Source organism: Cytobacillus firmus DS1, from assembly GCF_000565285.1.
GTDB classification, from domain to species: domain Bacteria; phylum Bacillota; class Bacilli; order Bacillales; family Cytobacillaceae; genus Cytobacillus; species Cytobacillus firmus_A.
In genome coordinates this window covers 51334-75027 of record NZ_APVL01000003.1, presented here as the reverse complement: position 1 = coordinate 75027, position 23694 = coordinate 51334, and the positions used below count along the sequence as shown (strand labels likewise).

The 23694-nt window shown below is 44.5% G+C and carries 17 protein-coding genes; 14 read left to right on the top strand and 3 right to left on the bottom strand.

From position 1 onward, the window contains the following. The first annotated feature begins 12 nt into the window (after positions 1–12). A complete protein-coding gene (locus PBF_RS04770) occupies positions 13–510 on the top strand; it encodes a hypothetical protein (protein ID WP_035327769.1) in 498 nt (165 codons plus the stop codon). 334 nt (positions 511–844) lie between these two features. On the opposite strand, the gene PBF_RS04765 is transcribed toward PBF_RS04770, so the two are convergent. Both PBF_RS04765 and PBF_RS04760 read right to left on the bottom strand, forming a co-directional pair. After that, positions 845–2959 carry an SA1320 family protein gene (locus PBF_RS04765; RefSeq protein ID WP_035327766.1) on the bottom strand — a complete coding sequence of 705 codons (2115 nt, stop codon included), beginning with the start codon at positions 2957–2959 and terminating at the stop codon, positions 845–847. Between the two features lie 15 nt (positions 2960–2974). Continuing rightward, positions 2975–3916, bottom strand: coding sequence for a DUF1672 family protein (locus tag PBF_RS04760; RefSeq protein WP_035327764.1), 942 nt, complete (start codon positions 3914–3916; stop codon positions 2975–2977). A gap of 311 nt (positions 3917–4227) precedes the next feature. Between PBF_RS04760 and PBF_RS04755 the strand changes: the two genes are divergently transcribed. The 7 genes from PBF_RS04755 (at position 4228) to PBF_RS04725 (ending at position 14570) form a co-directional block, all read left to right on the top strand. After that, positions 4228–5523, top strand: a complete 1296-nt coding sequence (locus tag PBF_RS04755; protein WP_035327761.1) for an amidohydrolase — start codon at positions 4228–4230, stop codon at positions 5521–5523. 15 nt (positions 5524–5538) lie between these two features. After that, positions 5539–6960 (top strand): M20 family metallopeptidase, encoded by a 1422-nt coding sequence (locus PBF_RS04750; protein ID WP_035327758.1) that lies wholly within the window; start codon positions 5539–5541, stop codon positions 6958–6960. Positions 6961–7223: 263 nt separating this feature from the next. Further along, on the top strand, positions 7224–8771 hold the full coding sequence (locus PBF_RS04745; RefSeq protein ID WP_035328366.1) for an AbgT family transporter: 1548 nt from the start codon (positions 7224–7226) through the stop codon (positions 8769–8771). A gap of 20 nt (positions 8772–8791) precedes the next feature. After that, positions 8792–10066, top strand: coding sequence for a M20 family metallo-hydrolase (locus PBF_RS04740; RefSeq protein WP_035327755.1), 1275 nt, complete (start codon positions 8792–8794; stop codon positions 10064–10066). Between the two features lie 56 nt (positions 10067–10122). Beyond that, positions 10123–11361, top strand: coding sequence for a M20 family metallo-hydrolase (locus PBF_RS04735; RefSeq protein ID WP_035327753.1), 1239 nt, complete (start codon positions 10123–10125; stop codon positions 11359–11361). 21 nt (positions 11362–11382) lie between these two features. Beyond that, positions 11383–12693, top strand: coding sequence for a hypothetical protein (locus PBF_RS04730; RefSeq protein WP_035327750.1), 1311 nt, complete (start codon positions 11383–11385; stop codon positions 12691–12693). A gap of 176 nt (positions 12694–12869) precedes the next feature. Continuing rightward, positions 12870–14570 carry a methyl-accepting chemotaxis protein gene (locus tag PBF_RS04725; RefSeq protein ID WP_035327747.1) on the top strand — a complete coding sequence of 567 codons (1701 nt, stop codon included), beginning with the start codon at positions 12870–12872 and terminating at the stop codon, positions 14568–14570. 48 nt (positions 14571–14618) lie between these two features. On the opposite strand, the gene PBF_RS04720 is transcribed toward PBF_RS04725, so the two are convergent. Further along, positions 14619–15662, bottom strand: a complete 1044-nt coding sequence (locus PBF_RS04720) for a C40 family peptidase (RefSeq protein ID WP_035327744.1) — start codon at positions 15660–15662, stop codon at positions 14619–14621. A 304-nt stretch (positions 15663–15966) separates the two neighbouring features. Here PBF_RS04720 and PBF_RS04715 point away from each other — a divergent pair, with 304 nt between their 5' ends. The 6 genes from PBF_RS04715 (at position 15967) to PBF_RS04690 (ending at position 23574) form a co-directional block, all read left to right on the top strand. Continuing rightward, the gene (locus tag PBF_RS04715; RefSeq protein WP_035327741.1) at positions 15967–16857 is read left to right on the top strand and encodes an acyl-ACP desaturase; all 891 of its coding nucleotides are present in this window, start codon (positions 15967–15969) and stop codon (positions 16855–16857) included. 476 nt (positions 16858–17333) lie between these two features. Continuing rightward, positions 17334–17690 carry an STAS/SEC14 domain-containing protein gene (locus tag PBF_RS04710; RefSeq protein ID WP_035327739.1) on the top strand — a complete coding sequence of 119 codons (357 nt, stop codon included), beginning with the start codon at positions 17334–17336 and terminating at the stop codon, positions 17688–17690. 357 nt (positions 17691–18047) lie between these two features. Continuing rightward, positions 18048–19316, top strand: coding sequence for a cytosine permease (gene codB / locus PBF_RS04705; RefSeq protein WP_035328363.1), 1269 nt, complete (start codon positions 18048–18050; stop codon positions 19314–19316). Further along, on the top strand, positions 19306–20571 hold the full coding sequence (locus tag PBF_RS04700; RefSeq protein ID WP_035327737.1) for a cytosine deaminase: 1266 nt from the start codon (positions 19306–19308) through the stop codon (positions 20569–20571). Before codB ends, PBF_RS04700 begins: the two co-directional genes overlap by 11 nt. Before the next feature lie 258 nt (positions 20572–20829). Then, positions 20830–22449, top strand: coding sequence for an ABC transporter substrate-binding protein (locus PBF_RS04695; protein WP_035327735.1), 1620 nt, complete (start codon positions 20830–20832; stop codon positions 22447–22449). A gap of 57 nt (positions 22450–22506) precedes the next feature. Beyond that, positions 22507–23574, top strand: coding sequence for a M42 family metallopeptidase (locus PBF_RS04690; RefSeq protein ID WP_035327733.1), 1068 nt, complete (start codon positions 22507–22509; stop codon positions 23572–23574). The last annotated feature ends 120 nt before the right edge of the window (positions 23575–23694 follow it).

The following is a 23694-nucleotide window of genomic DNA, read 5'->3' as shown; positions in this document are numbered from 1 at the left end:
GGAGGAGCAGGTATGGCTGGTATAAAATCAATAAACCTGGATGGGGAAGAAATCTATGTGTTTAACAGTGCCATCTATATTTTTGAATCGTCTTCCGGAAGTACGCTGGAAGTAGACATGATTGTAAGCGAAGTTACTCTAAGAAAATATCAGGAAAGGGACAGTCTGATCACGGAAATTGAATTGGAAGACGGCGGGCAGATCAGCTCCTTTATGTTTCTAAAGGCCGTGCCGGGAAAGCTGCCGCGGCTGAGCTTATTTTGCGAAATAGATCCGGAAGAGTCATATGAAGGGCTCTTAAGAATACAAGAGGACCATCCGGACTTTCCCGATATTGAAGCTGGCATTACGCTGGAAGATATCCGAAAAGTAGAGATGCCGAATGAAAAAATCACACTTAAATTAAACCTGCCCATAAACCAGGTGGAGTGGCTGAAGGAGCGGAAAAACAAGGAATTGACTGAGCTTTTTAGAGGGCTGTTAGAGGAGTATCTGGAAAGGATAGAATAATCATTTGATTGAATAAAGCTTCTGTATGGGACACGTTGCAGCGGCTGCATAAAGAGCAGGCTTTGGGCGGTAAGGTGAACCTGCAAATAGCGGCCGGAAACCTGCAAATAGCGCAATTAAATTTGCAAATAGACAATTAAGTTTTGCAAATAGACCATCGAAACCTGCACATAGTCAATGAACCTGCAAATAGCGGCTGGAAACCTGCAAATTGAGCAATCAAACCTGCAAATAGCGGCCGGAAATTTGCAAATAGACCATCAAATTCTGCAAATAGCCAAACTTTTAGAATAGGAAAACCGAGCTGCCACTCAGCTCGGTTTATTTATTCCTATTAATTAATCGTCCCGCGATCCACCTGTTCATACAATATCCCCATATTACCCTTCACTTTTTTAGAAACCTCACACAATGCCTCGATCGCTTCAGCTTTATGATGCCCCAGCTGATACACCACATCATCAAACAGCATTTCCATTTCTCTTAAAATAGCAATGGATGCAAGGTTATAGAGGTGGACATTATAGTAGCCGCTGTTATTGAATATGGCTGTCTCGACATAAGGCCTGAAATTCTCTAATAGAGTAGGGTACTCCGCCATTAATCGGTCTAAGCCCTTCCGAATGCCTTCAATCGTGCCGGCGAATTCGTCCAATGGCTCCATCGCGTTGTTGACGCTGTTTCGGATTTTATCGTCAAAGTCCGAAAACAGGCCGAATAACTTGCCGGGGATGGTGTAGTCCAAGGCGAATTTGGTTGCGCCTTTGATAGTGCTCGACAGCAGCTCTAATGCATTTTCAATGTTCAGGGTGATCACCCAGCCCTTATGCAATATAGGAATGAGGAGTGCCTGGGTTGAGGCAGTGAAGGCAGAATAAGACGTATCCATCTGAAACTCCTTAATTTTCATCCTCAGCTCCATGTAGGGGGAATCTTCCAGCTTATACGTATTCGTTCCCTGTACGGATATGGAATTGGAAAGGGTGGATTTGCTTCTAATCGACTGTCCCAGGGAAAGGTCCCGGTCATGAAAATTAGCGGCGACATCCTGAACTTGTTTCTGATATTCGCTGATATGGGAAAGAAGCTTATCCCTGTTATTGTTCACGATTCCATAATGGGCTTTTAACTCACTGACTACAGCATCATACCAGAGTTCTTTTCCGCCCTCAAACAGCTCGGGGATTTTATTGGAAATAATCCGGATAAGGCTTTTGGAAAGATCCTGAACATCACTTTTCAAATCATATAAAAAGCTGCGGATTTCATTAAAGATGCTTTCCACACTGACGTTTGTCCGGAAAATATGTTCAAGCAGCTCAGCAGGCGGGGAATTCAGTATATAGTTCAGTGATTTCGCATGACTTTCGGCCACATTTAACAAAGAAACCAAATGATCAATTTCGGCCGTTAATCGATTGCTGATGGAGGTAATCCCCATAAACAGCGGCTCACTGATCAGATTTTCAAACATCTCCTCGAAAATCTTCTGCAGGCGGCTGAGCCGTTCATAATAACGGTTGGCCTCATCATCTACAATGGCAACCGAATTTCCCAGGTACTCGTGAGCAAGGTTCAATCTTTCCATCACATGATTTTGCAGGGAGGAAGCCAGAAGATTCAGGTTCTCCTTGTTGATCTCGATGCGGTCTGAGTGCCCGCCATAGAGCGGTACTCCCGTCCAGATGCTGGATACGATATGGGCATCTGCATCCACATAGATTTTTCCATAACCCGGCTTGCCGACTTCTCCGATAACATAAAACTGAGTGCCATCTTCATTCCTCAGATAGCCTGTATGGTTTGTAGCAAGCTTTGAGAATTCTGGAATCCCATTGAAGATTTCATACTGTTTTCCCGGAATCCTGCCGTGCAGATCCAATGCAATTAAAGTCTGGGTCAGCACATCGTAGCTGCTGAAGTAGTTTGTAATGTTATCGTAGGTTTTATCAGGGTCCATCATTCCCTCGGGAAGGAGGGCAGGGTTAAGTGTAACGGCCTTAACTTCTGGATTTTCAATAGCGACTGCACCTGTCAGACCGCCTCCGAGAGAATTTCCTGCAACATTTTTAACACCGCCAATATCCTTATACGTTTCATTCATCTGTTTGTAGTATTCTCGTGCAGCTGTAATTTGTTCTGGGGTCAGGTCACTTAATAGCTGAGCATCTGTAATGATGTCCTCATTTCCATATTTCGCTTTAGCATCTGTACCCACATAAATGATGGATATTTCTTTTGTTTCCGTATTCATGACTGTCATGGCATCAAGGCCCGTTGGGTCTTCATAACGAGTATTAAGTACACGATATTCATTATTATTTACATAAAATTTAGTGAATTTTGCGGGGTGTGTATAAGCACGGTATCCTGCGAGTTCGACTAAATCTTTATCATTATTTACGGTGATATTTTGATTTATTGGGGGAGGGCTCTCCAGTTTATCCATTATATACACCTTCTTTTATTCTTTTACAATTGGGTTAGGGTAATCTCTTTCTAAGGAATTTTCTTTAAAGCCCTCAGAAGTTTCCCTATGGATTAAGTTATCATTAAGGACTATCCCATAAGAGCCTCTTGGAATATTTTTCATTTCTTCCAGATTTTTTACAACCTGATTAAAGATTTTTTCACTTGGTTTAGCATCCTTGTCTTTCATAAATAGCTGAATCCCAATTGTTAAATTTTCTGCTGAAAATTTACTTTCATCAAATGCAGCTTTTAGTTTTTCAACACTTTCCTTAGGATTACTTAGGTATAACTCATATACTGGAATAATTGATTCATCGTTCTTGGATGTTGATATTAGATAGTAAGGTGTCATAAAGCCATACCCGCCAACATTTTGAAGGGCTTGTTTTGTTTTACCTGTTATTTCACCTTCAGCAGCGAGGGAATCGAAGTACTTATCAAGATGTTGGAACTCTTCCTTGAAAATCATATAATAGAGTCCGCCTTTGATGGCATTCTGTACTTGAAAATCATCCGCCCAAATCTTGTCTATATCTACTTTATTCTCTTTTTCAATAATCGGTACTACTGCATAAGTATAGAAATGCGGATCTCCAACAGATTCGACAAATACTGTTGCACCATCTTTGGCACCAACCACATTATGGACCTTTACTTCCGTTTTATATTTTTCCTGGAAAAACTTTTTAGCAGCTTCATCAATCTGAGCTCTGTTTGCTTCAGCAATTTCATCCGTTTCTTTTCCATTCGCAAGAGAATAACCTTCTCCGGTATAATCCTGTACACTGATAAACGTATCACCAGAAGGCAAGGTTTTTACGTCTTTTGCTTTTCCACTGTCATGATTGGTATTTGTACTATTCATACCTGAACATCCTCCAAGCATTAATGATATTCCAACACTGCATAGTAAAATTTTTGTTTTTTTGCGCATTAGTTAAATGTCCTCCCTAAAGGAATATGCCATTCAGAGTATATCCCTTATTTTAGCGGATGGAGTTAGATTTTTACAGTTTTAACGTGGAAAATTACACTTTTTAGGTAAAAATAGGGATAAAGTCAGGGGATGAATAGGGAGGATTATACTAAAGATTTGCTAAATTCGTCTCAAATTGTATAAAAATTCATCAAATCACATTTTAATAGTTAAAAGTTTACTTTGAATTTTCTAATAACATGTGTATAATACATTTAAGGTAATGAAACGGAAAATGTCCGAAATAATTTTCAACAAGGGGGATCATGATGGACAGCAGCTTTTTAAAAGAAATAACTCCCCAGCTGATCAAATGGCGGCGCACTTTGCATGCTCTGCCTGAATTGGGGTTCATGGAGTACATCACTACATACAGAATCGGAAAAGAACTGGAAAAGATGGGTTTCAAGCTTTATTTAGGGAAAGACGCGCTTGACGAGAATTCCCGTATGGGGCTTCCTGCACAAGCTGATCTTGAAGCTCAAGAGAAGAAGGCGAGGGATTGGGGTGTTGAAGAGTCCTGGCTCGATCAAATGCGCGGCGGGAATACCGGACTTGTGGCAGTCTGGGATACTGGCAGAAAAGGAGACCATGTTGGTTTCCGCTTTGATATTGACGCCCTGCCGATCAACGAATCTGCAGATCCCGCCCATCGTCCAGCTCAATACGAATTTGTTTCAAAAGAAGAGAATGTGATGCATTCATGTGGACATGACGGACATACTGCAATCGGCCTGGGGGTAGCTCAGTATATCTCTACACAAAGTGATCAACTTAAGGGCCGTTTTACCTTTTTGTTTCAGCCGGCTGAAGAAGGTGGACGAGGTGCTCGGGCCATGACTGATAAAGGCTGGCTTGATGATGTGGATTATTTTTATTCAGGGCACATTGGCATTAAGTCCCTGCCCGTTGGAACAATTGCAGCCACTACGCCGGGATTCCTGGCTTCAACTAAGTACAATGCTTATTTTAAAGGTGTTTCCTCACATGCCGGCATTAATCCGGAGCTCGGGAAAAATGCTTTATTGGCGGCGACAACGGCTGCTAACAACCTCTATGGCATTCCACGCCATCATGATGGCGTCACCAGGGTGAATGTTGGGAAGCTGGCTGCAGGCAGCGGCCGGAACATCATCCCGGGAGACAGTTATATGGAAATAGAAGTGCGGGGTGAGACACCGGAAATTGCTCAATATATGGCTGAAAAAGCGACCCGGATTCTTCATGCGGCAGCAGATATGCACGATGTGTCCTGCACACTTGAAGCAGTCGGAGTTACGGAAGTGGTTGTCTGTGACGAAGAGCTGATTCCGAAAATTACCGAATGGTGTGCATCAAGTGAGCTTGTGAAAGAAGTGCTGCCTTCTGTCCCTGTCTCCGGATCGGAAGATGTCAGCTTTATGATGAACCGGGTCCGGAAGCATGGCGGCAAAGCAACGTTTATGCTGTTCGGGACGAAGCTTGATTATCCTCACCACCATCCTCAATTCGATTTTGACGAAGATGCTTTACTGGTTGCGGTCGACGCTTATATTCATATCATAAATGGCGGTTCGGCCATTTAAAATAAGGAGGAAATCATGAACTTTGCGAAAGCCTTTTTGGCAGAAAACAAAGAGACATTTGAAAAAATCAGCGAGTATATCTATCACCATCCTGAAACTAGATTTGAAGAGTATGCATCAGCAGAATTCCTGGCATCTGAATGCGAAAAAGCAGGTTTTCAGGTGGAACGCAAATCCGGCAACATTGAAACCGCGTTTGTAGCCACCTATGGAAGCGGTTCTCCTGTTATTGGCTTTCTTGGTGAATTTGATGCCCTGTCTGGATTGGGGCAGGTCCCAAATAAAACTTCGTATGAGCCAACCGGGCTGAATGTCGGTCATGGCTGCGGCCATAACCTGCTGGGGACCGGCGCCTTTGCGGCAGCCTGTGCTGCAAAAAAATATTTAGAAGAAAATAATCTGCCTGGGACTGTTAAGTTTTTTGGTTGTCCTGGCGAAGAGGGCGGCTCCGGAAAAACCTTCATGGTCCGCGAAGGAGTATTTGAAGGGGTGGACGCAGCCTTAACATGGCATCCATCTCCGGCAAACAGCATCATGAGCCTATCGAGTCTCGCAAACTATCAGGTTTATTTTCGATTTAAAGGCTTATCCTCACATGCGGCGAACTCACCTCATCTTGGACGAAGTGCCCTCGATGCGGTTGAGCTGATGAACGTGGGTGTGAATTACCTACGCGAGCATGTCGTGCCGGAAGCCAGAATGCATTATGCCATCACCAACACAGGGGGCATCTCGCCAAATGTCGTACAGGCAGACGCTGAAGTACTGTATCTGATCCGGGCGCCAAAGGTTCAGCAGGTGGATGAAATCTACAAACGGGTTTGCAAAATTGCGGAGGGCGCGGCCCTGATGACGGAAACAGAGCTTACCATTGAGTTTGACAAGGCCTGTTCCAATTATATTCCAAACCGCAGCCTTGAAAAAATTCTTTATCAAAGCCTTCAGGAAGCCGGCATCGAAAAGCCGGATGAAGAAGAAAAGGCATTCGCAGAAAAGCTTTGGACAACCCTATCAGATGGTGAAAAAGAAAGCTATTTAGCTATTTTAAGAGGGTTTGGCTATGTAGGGGACGGCAGTGAGTTTGAAGGGAAATACCTGGCTGAAACCATCTCAGCCTATGAACCTTCCAAAGAAGTCCTTGCCGGCTCTACGGATGTCTCAGATGTTAGCTGGGTCGTTCCAACCGCGCAGCTGACAGCATCCACATCAGCACTGGGGACACCGCTGCATACCTGGCAGATGACCACTCAAGGCATCAGCAGCTATGCCCACAAAGGCATGCTCCGGGCAGCAGAAGCCATGGCGTTAACCGCTGTAAAACTGCTGACCGACCAGGAAGAATTGGAAGCTGTTAAACAGGAATTCAAAGAGTTTAAGGAAGCTAACCCATACACATGTCCAATTCCTGCAGAGGTTAAGCCATCTACTTTAAAGTAGGCTCCTATTTTGACGGGAGAGGCAGAAATCCGAGCGATTGAGTCTGAGCTGGAGCACCTTCGGACAGAGAAAGCCGAAATGCAGGGTTTAAAGTCCGAACCGGGATTGCCTGGATTCCCTTCAAACAAAAGATTCCCGAACCCGAGGGGTGAATCTAAATCCTGCAAGTTTACCACAAAGTGATAGCAAGCATCCGCATTGAAAATCAACGCGGATTCATTCATAAGGAACAAAAACCAAAAACAGAAAAGCGAGGGGAGTATATGAAAACAGAAAAACAAGGAAAGAAAGTGGTAACAGAAAATAAGAAACCAGGGATTGCCCAGAGATTCCTCAACGGAGTCGAGAAGGTCGGCAACAAGCTCCCGGATCCATTTATATTATTTGCCGGGCTCGCAGTGTTAGTTATTATTGTTTCTGCAATATTTAGCGCCTTTGGTGCTACTGTTGTCCATCCGGGGTCTGGAGAGGAACTGGAAGTTAAGAACCTGGCATCTGGAGAAGGCCTGAATTTTATTCTGACATCCATGCTTGATAACTTCACTGGATTTGCGCCGCTTGGACTGGTTCTGTCCATGATGCTCGGTATCGGTCTTGCCGAGAAAGTCGGCATGCTGGATTATGCCATTAAGAAAACAATTTTAAAATCACCTCCTGCATTAATTACGTACACCGTTGTATTTGTCGGGATCATGGGGAATATCGCATCAGATGCTGCTATGGTACTGGTGCCGCCGCTTGCCGCAATGGTCTTCTACAAAATCGGCCGTAACCCGATTGCCGGTTTGGCTGCAGGGTATGCATCAGCCGGTGCCGGTTTTACTGCAAACCTGCTGATTGCAGGAACAGACGCACTTTTGGCAGGGATTTCAACAGAAGCTGCAAAGATTATTGATGAAAACATGGTCGTTACACCAATTGATAACTGGTATTTTAATATTGTTTCCGTATTTGTTTTAACCATTGTCGGTGGACTTGTAACGACTAAGTTCATTGAACCGCGTCTTGGAGAATACAAAGGCGAAGAGGTTAAAGAAGCGATCAAGGAAGATCCGCCTAATGCAGGGAAGGCTTTGCGAAATGCAGCCATTGCCGGGTTCGCCTATATTGCCCTTATTGCGGGAGCGATCCTTATACCAAATAGCCCGTTAACCAATGAAGATGGCGGACTTGTTCCATCTCCATTCCTGGATGGCATTATTCCAATCATTCTCTTCTTCTTCATTATTATCGGTACTGTATATGGAGTAACAGTAGGCAACATTAAGAGCAGTAAAGATGTGGCTAATTTCATGGCAGAGGCTATGAAGGATTTAGCATCCTATATTGTCTTAATCTTCGCAATCGCCCAATTTATCGCATACTTCAGCTGGTCTAATATCGCCACATGGGTAGCGGTTAATGGAGCAGAGTTCCTGAAGGATGTGGAGTTTACCGGAATTGGCCTGATTATCGGCTATATCATTTTTACAGCTTCCCTGAACTTCCTGATCACTTCGGGTTCAGCGAAGTGGGCGCTTGAAGCACCAGTCTTCGTTCCAATGTTTATGCAGCTTGGCTATCACCCTGCATTTACGCAAGTGGCTTACCGTGTAGCAGATTCATCTACGAATATTGTGACACCGATGATGCCATATATGGTTATCGCCCTGTCGTTTATGCAGAAGTATGACAAAAAAGCGGGAATTGGAACATTCATTTCATTAATGCTTCCGTACTCAATTACGTTCCTGATCACGTGGATCATTATGCTTTTAGTGTTCGTCTTCTTTGGAATCCCGTTTGGTCCGGGAATCGGTCCTTATCTATAAGAATAGGATGTGGTTAAAAAGTGAGTAATCTTGAAATTCAATTAAAAGAGTGGCGCCGTGATTTTCACCGTTATCCAGAGGGAGGCTTCCTGGAAATGCGGACAGCCTCCATTGTCGCATCGATCCTGGATGAACTAGGCTTCAGGCTGGAAATGGGCAGGGAGGTAATGGCCGCTGATTATTTTATGGGTAAGCCTAATCAGGAGGAAACAGCCGCACATTATCAATGGGCTCTCGAAAATGGCGCGAAAAATGATTATATTGAACCCTTCATAGACGGCTATACAGGCATTGTCGCGACAATGGATACGCAAAAGGAAGGGCCGACCATCGCCTTTCGTGTGGATATGGATGCATTGCCGATCCATGAATCAGAGGCAGACAGCCATTTTCCGCAAAGAGAAGGATTCAGGTCTGCAGTTCCAAACACGATGCATGCCTGCGGACATGATGCCCATACAACGATTGGGCTTGGCCTGGCAACATTGATTGCGGAAAATAAAGACAGCCTTAAGGGGAAAATCAAGTTGATTTTTCAGCCTGCCGAAGAAGGCACCCGCGGGGCTCGTTCAATGGCCGAAGCAGGAGTTGTTGATGATGTGGATTATTTAATTGCCTCACATGTCGGCACAGGAGTTCCAGATGGACATTTTGTGGCATCAAAAAATGGATTCCTCGCGACTTCAAAGCTTGATGTAACGTTTAAAGGAGTTTCATCCCATGCAGGCGGAAATCCGGAAGAGGGGAAAAACGCCCTGCTGGCCGCTGCTTCTGCCGCTCTGAATATTTACGCTATTCCGCGTCACTCTGAAGGGGCAACCCGCATCAATGTTGGTGAATTGCATGCAGGCTCTGGCCGCAATATTATTGCAGATAAAGCGGTGCTGAAAATTGAAACACGCGGGGAAACGACAAAAATTAACGAATTTGTCAAAGCACAGGCCGAAGCTGTTATCGCAGGATCAGCCCAAATGTATGGAGTGGAATACGAGATTCAGACTGTGGGCGAGGCCATTAATGCTCAAGGCTCAAAAGAGCTGGCTTCCGTCCTGCATGCCTGTGCACAAGAAGCTTCCTATATAAAAGAAAGCCTTCTTGAAGACAATTCACCTGCAGGCTCTGAGGACGCAACCTTCTTCATGGAGCGTATTCAGCAAAATGGGGGACAGGCGACATACTGTATTTTCGGCACAGAACTGGCGGCAGGCCATCATAACGAGAAGTTTGATATTAATGAAGATACGATGATGAATGCCGTCCAGCTGCTGTTTGAAGCTATAAAAAAATTAAATTAAGGAATGGATGAGGCAGAGCAATCTGCCTCATTTTAGATTAGGGAGGAGTGCTGAAAATGAAAGAATGGCTGGATAAGCATCTGAAAGCGTTAAATTTAACAGACAGCATGGTTCAGGCGGAAGGGTTCTGCCGGTTAGGCTACACGGAAGCAGAATGGCGGGCCATTGATGTATTTGTTTCCATTGCTGAGGATATCGGTTTGAAGGTTCGAAGAGATGAGGCGGGGAATGCGATTGCCCGCTGGGAAGCTGTAGATTCCTCACCTGCTGTTGCTGTAGGTTCTCATGTAGACACGGTGAAAGGCGGAGGAGGCTATGATGGAGTGGCGGGCGTCCTTTGTGGTCTGGCTGCCGTGAAAGTTTTGAAGGAAGAAGGGTTCCAGCCTGCTTCACCAATAGAAATCATTTGTTTTGCTTCTGAAGAATCATCCCGTTTTGGCGTATCAACCATTGGCAGCAAGGCAATGAGCGGCCTTCTTAATAAGAATGAAGTGGAAGGTGTAACGGATGAGGATGGCATCACCATCCGCCAGGCAATCGAGGACATGGGACTGTCATGGGATGCAATTGAAGAAGCTGAACGGCCGGAGTCAGCTATAAAAAGTTTTATCGAGCTTCACATTGAGCAGGGAACCAGAGTGGAAGAGGCCGGTGCAGACTTTGGAGCAGTGACGGCAGTTGCCTGTCCAATCCGCTTAAAGGTAATCATCAATGGACAAATGGGGCACACAGGAACAACCCCAATGGGCAAACGAAAGGATGCCTTTGTTGCGGCTGCACCTCTCGTTCCATTCATATCAGAGACAGCTCTTGCTTTATCGGATTCCAATGCGGTGCCGATTGTGGCAACAGCAAGCACTTTTGAACTAAAGCCGAACGCCATGAATGTGATTCCCGGAACGGCTGAGCTTGGAGTCGATATCCGCAGTGTGGACGATTCACTGAAAAAAGAAATGGAGAAGCTTATCCGTGAAAAATGTCATCAGCTTTCTGAGGATTTTGGTGTTAAAATAGAAGTAAAAACGCTTGTTCATAATCCATCCATTCTGCTGGATGAGACAGTGATGGGGAAACTGCAGCAATCAGGAGAAGCGTTAGGATACAAAGCGTTGGTGCTTGAAAGCGGTGCTGGCCATGATGTCATGAATATGGCGGCCAAATGGCCTTCAGGGCTTTTATTCATTCCCTGCAAAAATGGGCTCAGCCACCATCCTGAGGAGTTTGCCTCTATTGAAGACCTGGAAATGGGAACAGAGATTATCGCTCACTATTTAAAAAATGAAACAAGCATATAAAGAAGAAGCAGGTGGGAAAGAATGAAGATTCGCGTTGGGGTAGTGGGGCCGGGAGACTCCGTTGGACACATTCTTGCCTTGTCGCGTGAATACAGCGAGCTTGAGATGATTCCATACATTTATAAGGAAACAAAAGAAACGGAAAAGATTATCAGGGAACATAAAACGGAAATCGATTTATGGTTTTTCTCCGGACAGGCTCCTTATTATTACGCGCGTTCAAAAGGGCTGATTGGAGAAGAAAACGCCCATTATCCCCCTCTATATGGCTCCAGCCTTCTGGGAACACTCCTTGAAGCACATATCAGGGAAGGTGGATTTCAGCAGGCAAGCCTGGACACCATTCAGGAATCGGAGCTTGATATACTAAAGAATACATACTTTTTAGGGGACTTAAACATCCATACTTTTTCCTACAATGAATACGAGCCGGCAGAGGAAATCATCCGTTTTCATAAGAAGCTTTTTGAGGAAGGGAAGACGGAGGTTGCATTGACTTGTGTCCAGGAGGTGCATGACCGGCTGAGGGAGCAGGGAATTCCATGCTATCGGGTGGTTCCGTCACCTGTCGCCATAAAACTTGTACTCCGCTATCTAAGGGAAAGAGGCCAATCCAACTGGTATAAACGCTCCCAGATAGCGATTATGGGAATGGAAGTCGTTCACTCTCCAAGCTCACTCGAAGAGCAGCATTTTACCTATGAAATGAAGCGGCATGAGCTGGAAATCAAACAGGTCATGCTTGACTATGCCGAAAAAGTCCAGGGCTCCTTTGTGCAAATCGGGGATGGTCTATTCTTTATTTATACAACCCGGGGCGAGATGGATATACACTTTCAGGAAGCGTCCATGTACTCTCTTATAGAAGAAGCGAAAATCCACAGCAAGCTGAAGGTCAGAATCGGTGTGGGGTACGGGCTGACAGCTTATGATGCAGAGCAGAATGTAAGGCTAGCCCTCCAATATGCACGTGACGAGAAAGCTTCTCCTGTGATTAGTGTCGATGAAAACAAGGAAATTAAAGAACACCTTTCCGAAAGCGGCGAAGAGGCAATTTCTTATCAGCAGCGCATTTGGGGAGAGGAATGGGAAGAACGCTTTAAGGGCGCCAAAATCAACCCGGCAATCGTATCCAAAATCGAGTACCTTTCGAGGCACTACCAAAAAAAGATTGTCACGGCACAGGAAGTCTCAAGGTGGCTGAAAAACACCGAACGCAACTCAAGAAGGATTATGGCGGAGCTCGAGCGGCTGGGGCTAGCCAAAGTAACGGGTGAAGAACAGCCCGGGCAGCGCGGGCGGCCGCGGAAGGTTTATGAGTTGAAGTTTTAATAAAGATGTGCTTAATAATAACTGTATTTAATCAAACTTTGATTGAAAAATAGAAACCTGGCTGGTACATTCAGCCGGGTTTTTATTTGGTTAATAGGAGAAAAGACCTGGAAAAAGCCTGCAAGTTGCCGATAAATAATTTGTACATATATTGATCACGAGGAGAGGGCAGCATCATGAAAAAGCTTAGAGATATTAAAATTGGCTGGAAATACGGGGGCACCCTGCTGATCGTATTTATCCTTTTCGGCATTGCAACAGCTGTTGTATTAGGATTGGTAAAGAATATTGGCGATAATGTAAGTGCCCTGGAGCGGCGTGGAGAACGGGCGGTACATATTGCTGAAATGGGCTCGCTTACCCGTGCGAAAGCAATGAGAGTGTTTGAGTATTTATACAAGCCTGAAGCAAAGTTTATTGATGAATTCCAGGATCGGCGGGAACAATTTAATGAGCTGGAAGCAATAATAAGAGAGAAGATGGATACGGAAGAGAAGCTGGCCATTTTTGATCAAATTGTCGCCAAGGATCAACAGTTAAACGATCTTTTTTATAAAAAACTCGTACCTGCAATGGACAAGGGCGACATGGAAGCAAGTGAGCAATTTGCCGGTGAGGCCAGTGAAATCCAGCTTGAAACTGTCCAATTACTAGACGAACTGCAAGTAATTGTGAATGAAGAGCGGGCGCAGGCGGTTAAAGCTGCAAAGGAAAGCCAAATTAAAACCTTTAATACGCTTATCATTTCTATGCTGACCGCAGTTATCCTCGGGGCGCTAATCACATTCTTCATCAGCCGGATGGTATCGCGTAATCTGAATGAAGTTGTTGGAATAACCAATCGCATCGCCAAAGGAGAACTGGACGTTCAGGAAATCCAATACAGGGGAAAAGATGAGATCGGGCGTCTGGCAGAGGCTGTAAATATTATGGGCCATAATCTGAGAACGACGATCCAGCAGGTTTACGAGGTATCACAGACGGTCAGCAGCCAAAGCGAAGAGCTGTCACAGTCAGCAGAGGAAGTAAAGGCCGGGTCCCAGCAGGTTGCTTCTACTATGCAGGAGCTCGCATCGGGATCTGAAGCACAGGCGACACATGCTTCTAATCTCTCTGCTTTTATGGAGACATTCACCGAAAACATGCAGGAAGCCAGTTCAAGTGGAGAAGCTGTGTTTGAATCTTCCAGGAAGGTCATAGATATGACCGCAAACGGCAGCAGGTTAATGGACGCTTCGATTCAGCAGATGGGCATTATTGATCAGATTGTCCAGGATGGTGTTGGAAAGATGAAAAGCCTGGATGCCCAGTCACAGGAAATTTCGAAGCTCGTATCCGTCATTAAGGATATTGCAGATCAGACCAATTTATTGGCACTTAATGCGGCAATTGAAGCCGCGCGTGCGGGTGAACAGGGTCGCGGGTTTGCTGTTGTGGCAGATGAAGTGAGGAAACTGGCGGAAGAAGTCACGGTCTCGGTAACAGATATTACGGGCATCGTTTCCAGTATCCAGACTGAATCAGCCAATGTCGCAGAATCCTTGCAGGGCGGTTATCAGGAAGTTGAAAAAGGCACAAGACAAATTAAAACAACCGGAGAGACATTTACAGAAATCAGCACTGCTATTAAAGAGATGGCGGACAGCATTCAATCCATCACTGAAAAAATGGAAACCATGGCAGGTAAAAGTCAGCAAATGGGGGCATCCATTGAGGAAATTGCTTCTGTTTCAGAAGAAGCAGCTGCAGGAATTGAACAAACATCCGCTTCATCCCAGCAGACAAGCAGCAGCATGGAGGAAGTATCGCGGAGTTCTGAGGAGCTTTCGCAAATGGCAGAAGAGCTTAATAAGCTTGTTGGCCGATTCAAACTATAAGAGGAAACCGCCGGTGTTTTGCACCGGCGGTTTTTTCATTACAGGTGTCTAATAAAATCTCTTAAATCCATCGAAGTGTTTCTTATAATAAGAATTTTCGAGGCTTGTAATCTCCACGCCATTGGAGCTTGCATGGATGAACTGGTTATTTCCTATGTAAAAGCCCATATGAGAAATGCCCTGTCTGTATGTATTCTCGAAAAATACTAAATCACCTGGCTGAGGCTGGCTAATATAATATGAGCGGCTGTAGTAGCCGTCGGTTGAATACCTTCCAAGCGTTGATCCGCTTTTATTTAATACATAATAGATAAATCCGCTGCAGTCAAACCCATCAGGCGCAGTGCCTGCCCACTTGTACGGAACACCGATATATTTCTGGGCCTCCGCCAAAACAGCGGCTGCAGAACCGCTTTCTTCTTTCACTTCTTCAGCCGGTTTTTCTGTTGCCGACTTTTGACCTGCTGCGCTTAATATGAGCTTTTGTCCTATGAAAATCAAGTCTGAGCTGAGTTTGTTCCAATCTTTTATCTGCTGAACTGTTATGTTATTTCTGCTGGCAATCAGGCTTAGTGTATCACCTTTAACCACTATATAATTGCCGGAACTTCCAGAAGGAGCAGCGGCTGGCGGAGGCGCCGGGGCAGCAGAAGGCTTTTTAGTATTATTGCCTGAAGCCGTTTTTGATACCTTTAATACTTGTCCAGGATGAATAATATGATGAGTAAGCTGATTCCAGCTCATTAAATCTTTTAAATTGATTTTATGATTCAGAGCAATTTTAGACAAAGAATCGCCTGATTTGACTATATATGTATTGGCTGCACTTGGAATAGCAGGAGCCGGAGCTGGCGGTCTAACAGATGGAGCACTGATTACAGTGCCAGGCACTTGAAGTGATTGATTAATATAAAGGGAATCTGAACTTAATTTGTTAATAGATTTAAGCTCTGTCACAGTGGTTTTGTACTTTACGGCTAACTGATATAGAGTGTCCCCCTTTTTCACCACATGTGTATCAGCCGAAGCCTTAGCGGCAAAACCTGAAGATAGCATAGCAGCGGCTGCTAGTGTGACAATCTGTTTTTTCACTTTTCCGATCCTCTCCCGTCGACATATTTTAGATAATTTTACCACAATCATTGTCCGAAAGAATTATATTTTCACATTATTATACAATAAATTTACTGAAATCAATGACTGTCGACCTATGTCGAAACGAATGCTGTCACCCGCTGGAGATTGACGTCGAAAGGAAGCGGAAATTTGCGTGTTTAAAGAACTAATTTCCTGAAAATTCGATTTTCCTATTAGTTAGTTAACGTACAAATATGATATAGTTAAATTAGTAACAGGTCATAATAGTTAGCTATAAAATCGCAATGGAGGTCTACACTTGTTAACAAATCATCTCGATTTTCGTCTGGAGCCGAAGGTAAGAGAGTTGTATGAGGAGCACAAAAAGCGGGCTGAAAAAATAGACTGGGGCTATCACGAATTTCTCCCATGGGATAAAGCGCAGGATTTCCGCCGTGTTCCCTGGGATGAGAGCCAGGTGACACTTCCGGAGTCCGTCATTACGGCTGTGGAGACAGCTCTCCTGACAGAAGTAAATCTCCCATGGTTCACCTCTTATTTGGACCAGACATTTAAAGGTTCATTGAGTGTTATCAAGGAGTTTGTCCATACCTGGACAGCGGAAGAGGATCAGCACTCCAACCTGCTTGAAACCTATCTGTTAATCACCCGGAATGTCCATCCGGGAAGGCTTCACCAGCTTCACAAGCAAACAGTGGAAAACGGCTGGAATCCTGATTTCCATACGCCATTTGAAACGATGGTTTATACCTCCATGCAGGAGCTGGCCACCATGGTGTTTTATTATAATGTGGCGAAGGTAGCGGGCCCTCATGACAAGGATTTGTCCAGCCTGCTGAGGCGTTTGGCTAAGGATGAGACCCTGCATTATACTTTTTACAGAGACGTTATAAAACATCACCTGCAATTAGAACCTAACTATTGCTACTACTTGGCGAATGTCATCATGAACTTTAAAATGCCGGGTGCGGTCATGCCGGATTTTGAAAACCGTATGGCTATCATCGCTAAAGAGGCCAACTACGGCCCGCTTGAATACTTTGATCAGGTATTGGATGTCATTATAGACTACTGGGAAATTGAAAAGCTTCGGCCGATTGCACCTGAAGCAGAGAAAGCAAGACTTGATATCTTAAACTATCATGCCCGCCTGAAAAAGGTTCGGGATCGATTTTACAGTAAGAAATAATCTATAGAACCGGCGTGATGGCTGGTTCTATTTTTTGTTGGAAACGAATTCCGAATTGTCAACGGTGCAAATAGAATTTGGATTTTTGCAAATAGAATGTTGAACTTGCAAATAGAATCTGGATTTCTGCAAATAGAATCGCAAACATGCAAATAGAGTATTTGAATCTGCAAATAGAATCGCAAACATGCAAATAGAGTTTTTCATTCTGCAAATAGAATCGCAAACATGCAAATAGAGTTTTTCATTCTGCAAATAGAATCGCAAACATGCAAATAGAGTTTTTCATTCTGCAAATAGAATCGCAAACATGCAAATAGAGTTTTTCATTCTGCAAAAAGTAGCGCTAAACTTGCAAATAGAATCACAAACCTGCAACTAGCACACTCCATTTCACTAAAAAACTCCCCACTGCTAGTTTCGCAGCCCGCTTAATCGGGAATTTACCTCAATAAAACCATTTGGAGGTAATCATTATGCTTCAATTCATAGAATCCCGCTCTCCCTCTATCATTGCCCTCGCATTCAATGGCAATGCAACAAAGGAAGATGCTGAAAAACTGGATCAATACGTGAGAGAAAATTTTAAAGATGACCAGAAATTCAATATCCTGGCCATCTTGACGGATGTAGACGGAACAACTTTTCAAGGAGCTGCGGAAGGAATGGAATTTGATATAAAAAGGTGGAAGCAGTTTAATAAATTCGCTGTTGTCAGTGATAAAGACTGGATTGGAACTGTTTCAAAGGTCACGAACTACCTGCCTGGGATTACAGTCGAATACTTTGAAGGCCATCAGCTGGAGGAAGCCTGGTCGTGGATATTGAAATAGTCCTATTCCTTTTGGAAGGGCTATTTTCTATGTTGGATCGCACGGTATTGGACAGGTAACAACAGGGTTCACAACCTGCTAAGCTGATGCCCTGAAAAATTTCCACCTTGACACTATTAATCTTTTCTGAAATAATAATAGACAATTAAATACTGGTACCTTTAAATCAGTCCCGTGAGGCTGACAAGGACAGCGGAAGTATGATGACTAATGGGTTAGGTGTATCCTGCCCAAGGGTTATTCATGCAGGAAAAAGGCTTCTTGTCGGAAAACGGCGAGAAGCCTTTTTCTTTTTCCATCCACTTACTATCGAAGATCCTTCGGTACCAGTTTCAAAAATCGATTGGAGGAATTGGTATGAAAAAAGTAGATTTGGATTTTTCGTTAGAAGCGGTACCTCAAGGGCACCGCAATGGATTTTGGAAAATGCTTGTGGTGATGCTCGGCCTTACCTTCTTCTCGGCCAGCATGTGGTCAGGCGGAACGCTTGGAACAGGATTAACGTTCATTCAATTTATCGGAATCGTTCTGGCAGGCAACTTGATTTTAGGTGCTTACACAGGAGCACTTGCCTATATCGCGGCGAAGACAGGCCTATCAACACACCTGCTCACCCGGTATGCTTTTGGTGAAAAAGGATCCTACCTATCATCCTTCCTGCTGGCTGCCACCCAGGTTGGCTGGTTCGGCGTTGGGGTAGCGATGTTTGCGCTGCCGGTTCAAAAAGTAACAGGAATTGATGCATATCTTCTGATTGCGGTGGCAGGTCTCCTGATGACAGGCACAGCCTTCTTCGGCATGAAGGCACTGGCAATCTTAAGCTTCATAGCAGTACCTTTAATCACTATTCTTGGAAGCTTCTCCGTTTTTAAAGCAACAGAAACTGCAGGCGGCCTGGAAGGGCTTATGCAATATCAGCCAACAGAGGCCATTAGCCTGGCGGCGGCTTTAACAATTTGCGTAGGCTCGTTTATCAGTGCAGGCACACTGACACCAGACTTTGCACGTTTCTCAAATACAAAGCGTTCGGCGGTAGTATCAACCGTCATCGCCTTCTTCATCGGAAACTCAATTATGTTCCTGTTCGGTGCAATCGGTGCAATTGCAACAGGGCAATCGGATATCTCAGAAGTCATGTTTATCCAAAAATTGATTTTCCCGGCGATTCTGGTTCTTGGTTTAAACATCTGGACAACGAACGATAACGCTTTATATGCATCAGGCTTAGGGTTTGCGAGCATTTTAAAGATACGAAAAGGAAAGGTTGTCATCTTTAACGGGATTGTCGGGACAATTGCAGCCATGTGGCTGTACAACAACTTTGTCGGGTTCCTGACGATTCTGGGTTCGACGCTGCCATCCATCGGGGCTATCATTTTAGCAGATTACTTTATCGTGAATCGAGGCGAGTATAAGAAGTTTGCAGATATGAAGTTTAAGGCTGTTAACTGGATCGCTATCCTTGCTTGGGCAGCAGGTGTAGCCGCTGCAAATTTCGTGCCGGGAATCCCGCCAGTCAACTCGCTATTAGGTTCAGCAATAACATTTGTCCTGGCATCAAAATTGGCGGCTTCATTACAAGGCAGAAATACAGTCAGGGAAGGGGAACTAAGAAGTGATTATTAAAAATGCAAAACTAAGAGGCCGGGAAGGCTTGTGGAATATAGCGATACAAGACGGAAAGATTCATAGCTTATCACAAGGGGAAGCGGATACCGGCGGGGAAATTCTGGACGCTGCCGGATCCCTAGTTTCGGCACCCTTCATCGAACCCCATATTCACCTGGATACAACCCTGACAGCAGGAGAACCGGAATGGAACCAGAGCGGAACTTTATTTGAAGGCATTCAAAGATGGGCACAAAGAAAAGAAACCCTGACACATGAAGATGTGAAAACAAGGGCCAAAACGGCATTGAAATGGCAAATTGCACAGGGAATCCAGCATGTCCGCACCCATGTGGATGTAACCGATCCAAGTCTTACGGCATTAAAGGCACTTTTGGAAGTAAAAGAAGAAATGGCTGACTATGTGGACCTCCAGCTGGTAGCTTTCCCGCAGGAGGGAATCAATTCGTATCCAAGCGGCGCCGAACTCATGGAGGAAGCGCTGAAAATGGGGGCTGATGTGGTAGGAGGCATTCCTCATTTCGAGTTCACAAGGGAGTACGGCGTTGCTTCAATGAAAACGGCCTTTGATCTTGCTGAAAAGTATGACCGCCTTGTCGATATCCACTGCGATGAAATCGATGATGAACAGTCGCGCTTTGTGGAAGTTGTGGCAGCGGAAGCCTATGAACGCGGATTGGGCAGCAGGGTAACAGCCAGCCATACAACGGCAATGGGCTCGTATAATGATGCATATACCTACAAGCTGTTCAGACTTTTGAGGCTTTCAAACATTAACTTTGTCGCCAACCCGCTCGTAAACATCCATCTGCAGGGACGCTTTGATACGTATCCGAAGCGCAGGGGAATCACAAGAGTAAAAGAACTGCTCGAAGCAGGGCTAAATGTAAGCTTCGGCCATGACGACATCTTTGATCCATGGTATCCGCTTGGCACCGGCAATATGCTGCAGGTGCTCCATATGGGCATCCATGTATCACAGCTGATGGGGTATGAGCAAATTGTTAACTCCTTTGACCTGATTACAAATAACAGTGCTAAAACACTAAATATTGAAGCGAAATATGGAATTGAAGAAGGAAAGCCGGCCAACCTGATTATTCTGGATGCGGAAAATGAGTATGAAGCAATCAGGAGGCAGGCCGCTGTCAGGTATTCAATAAGAAATGGAAAAATAATTGCTGAAACGAAACCCAGCCAGACATCAGTGGTGTTTGGTGAAGGAAAAGAGAATGTAGATTTTCATAAATAATAGAAGAATGACTGGCTCAGACTGACTGGGTCAGTTTTTTTGCTATCCTGAAAATTATTATTTAATGTAATCGCTTACAAGCCTAATGGTAAAGAAGCTTATAAGACAAGCTTTTCAAAATAAACATTTCGACTCTAAAAATATAGTAGAATATTTCGATAATCTAATATATACTAATTTTTATTAAAAAGTATGAAAAGTCTAAAAATACCACTTTTTCTTACTTTCAGCTACATAAAACCACAAGGGGGAAAAACAATGAAAGGCAAGTCTTCACTAGTTTTAAGCATTTTACTGATTCTTTCATTGCTGCTTTCAGCATGTTCCGGCAGCAGTGAAAAAGCATCAGGCGGCAGCAGCGGCGATTCAAAAGATGGAGGCTCATTAATTTATGCCCGCGGTGCTGATGCGATTGGACTGGATCCCATCAATGTAACGGATGGCGAATCCATCCGTGTAACAAGCAATATCTTTGAAACATTGTTTGTATATGACGAAAATCTAGAAGTTAAGCCGGGATTAGCAGAATCTCACAAAGTCTCAGACGATGGACTTACATGGACCATTACCCTTAAAAAGGGCATTAAGTTCCAGGATGGAACCGATTTTAATGCGGAAGCAGTCGTGTTCAACTTTGATCGGTGGATGGATCCTGAAAACCCCTATCACAAAGGGGATTTTCCATACTACCCTTTCTTGTATGGAGGGTTTAAAGGGGATTCCAACCATAAGATCGAGTATGTAAAAGCAGTTGATGAATCAACAGTAGAGTTTAAATTAACGGAAAAGACAGCTCCGTTTATCAGCTATTTGGCTATACCTATGTTTGGAATTGCAAGTCCTGCGGCGATTGAAAAACATGGTGACAAATTCTATCAAAATCCAGTGGGAACAGGCCCATTCGTATTTGATAGCTGGAAAACCAATGACAAAATCGTCCTAAAGAAAAATGAAAATTATGCAGGCGAAGGGCCATATCTGGATGAACTGATCTTCCGTGTAATTCCGGAGAATTCCTCACGTCTGACTGCCCTCCAAGCGGGTGAAGTCGATATCATCGATGGGTTAAATCCGGATGATGCCACGACCATTGAAGCTGATTCAAACTTAAGTCTTGTCAAGCGCCCAAGCTTTAACATCGGCTACATGGTTCTGAATACACAAATGGCGCCTTTCGATGATGTTAAAGTCCGCCAGGCAGTCAATATGGCCATTGATAAACAGGCCATTGTGGATGCTTTTTATAATGGCTATGCCGAAGTGGCGAAAAACCCATTCCCATCTGTGCTTTGGGGCTATAATGACAGCATTGAAGACTACAAATTCAATGTGGAAGAAGCGAAAAAACTATTAGCAGAAGCAGGATATCCAGATGGATTCAAGACCCAGCTTTGGGCGATGAGCAACCCAAGACCGTATATGCCGCAGCCGATGAAGGTGGCAGAAGCAATCCAGTCAGATTTGAAGAAAGTTGGCATCGAAGCGGAAATCGTTACCTATGAATGGGCAACGTACCTTCAAAAGTCTGGAAACGGGGAACATCCAATGGGCTTATACGGCTGGACAGGCGTTATGGCCGATCCGGATAACTTCCTGTTCCCGAACCTGAGTGCAACGAATACGGAGAAACCTGCGAGCAACCGTGCGTTCTATGAAAACGAAGAATTCACGAAGCTTTTGCAGGACGCCCGTGTAACATTTGATCAGGAAGAACGGGCAAAGCTATACCAGCAGGCTCAGGAAATTTTTCATGAAGATGCCCCGTGGGTGACGCTTGCACATACAACACCGCCAATCGCAATGGCAGCTTATGTTCAGGGATTCACTGCACACCCAATGGAAGATGATGATTTTACGAAGGTTTACTTAACGAATTAAAAGCAAGGGCCCCTGCGTTTGCGGGGGACTCTTTTCATATTTAAGGAGGGTATCACTGTGTATGAATTATTAAAAGGTTTATGCGATATCGTAGGTCCAAGCGGTTTTGAACAGGATGTTCAACGATTTATTTTAAATGAAGTGAAGGATTATGTGGATGAATACCACGTCGATTCAGTCGGGAACCTGATTGTGAAAAAGAAAGGGAATAACCCGGATTTTCCTTCTTTAGTCATTGCAGCCCACACCGATGAAATTGGGTTTATCGTGAAAAAAATCGAAGAGAATGGGTTAATTCGATTTGAGAAATTAGGCGGATTCGATGACCGTATTCTTTTATCATTGCCGGTTAAAATCCGTTCTGACAAAGGCAATATAGATGGAGTGATTGGAACCATTTCAGCCCATTATGTGAAATGGGACGACCCAAAGCGCATTTCCAGCCACCGCGATCTTTATATTGATATCGGAGCCCGTACAGCCGAGGAAGCCGTGGAAATGGGAATCAAGATTGGACAGCCTATCAGCTATGGCACCGAGTTCAAGAAAATAGGAAATAACCGCGTTACGGGCAAAGCTTTGGACGACCGGGCAGGCTGCGCCCTATTGATTCGTCTACTTCAAAATATTGGAAGAAATGGAACTCAGCATGGCGATATTTACGGTGCCTTTACGGTTCAAGAGGAAGTTGGGTTACGAGGAGCATCCGTTGTATCTGCTGCGGTAGAACCTGATTTTGCGCTGGCACTTGATACAACGCCAACAAGCGACACATTTGACGTGCTCATGACAGGCACAAGAATCCTTGGCGATGGCCCTTGCATCAAAATCGCTGATAAATCACTGATTGCCCATCCGCTTGTCACTCAGCACCTCGAAAAAGTGGCCGAAAAAGGGGATATCCCATATCAGCATGAAGTCTTCATGGGAATCGGAACAGATGCCGGCGCAATCCATATGACAAACAAAGGCGTCACTTCAGGGGTTATCTCCATCCCGTCCCGCTATACACATACGCCGATTGAAGTAGTGGATTTGGATGATATGGAGAACTCCTACAAGCTGCTGCACGACTTTGTGGTGACATTGAATCAGCTGAAGGGGAAGACGTTTTTGGATACATAATCGTATTAGACAAGACAGGGGGATGGATGCTCTCTGTCTTTTTTTTTATAAAAGCAGCCGTGCGAAACTGCCTATTTGCAGAATTCTCCTCTCTATTTGCAGAAATGGCCATTCTATTTG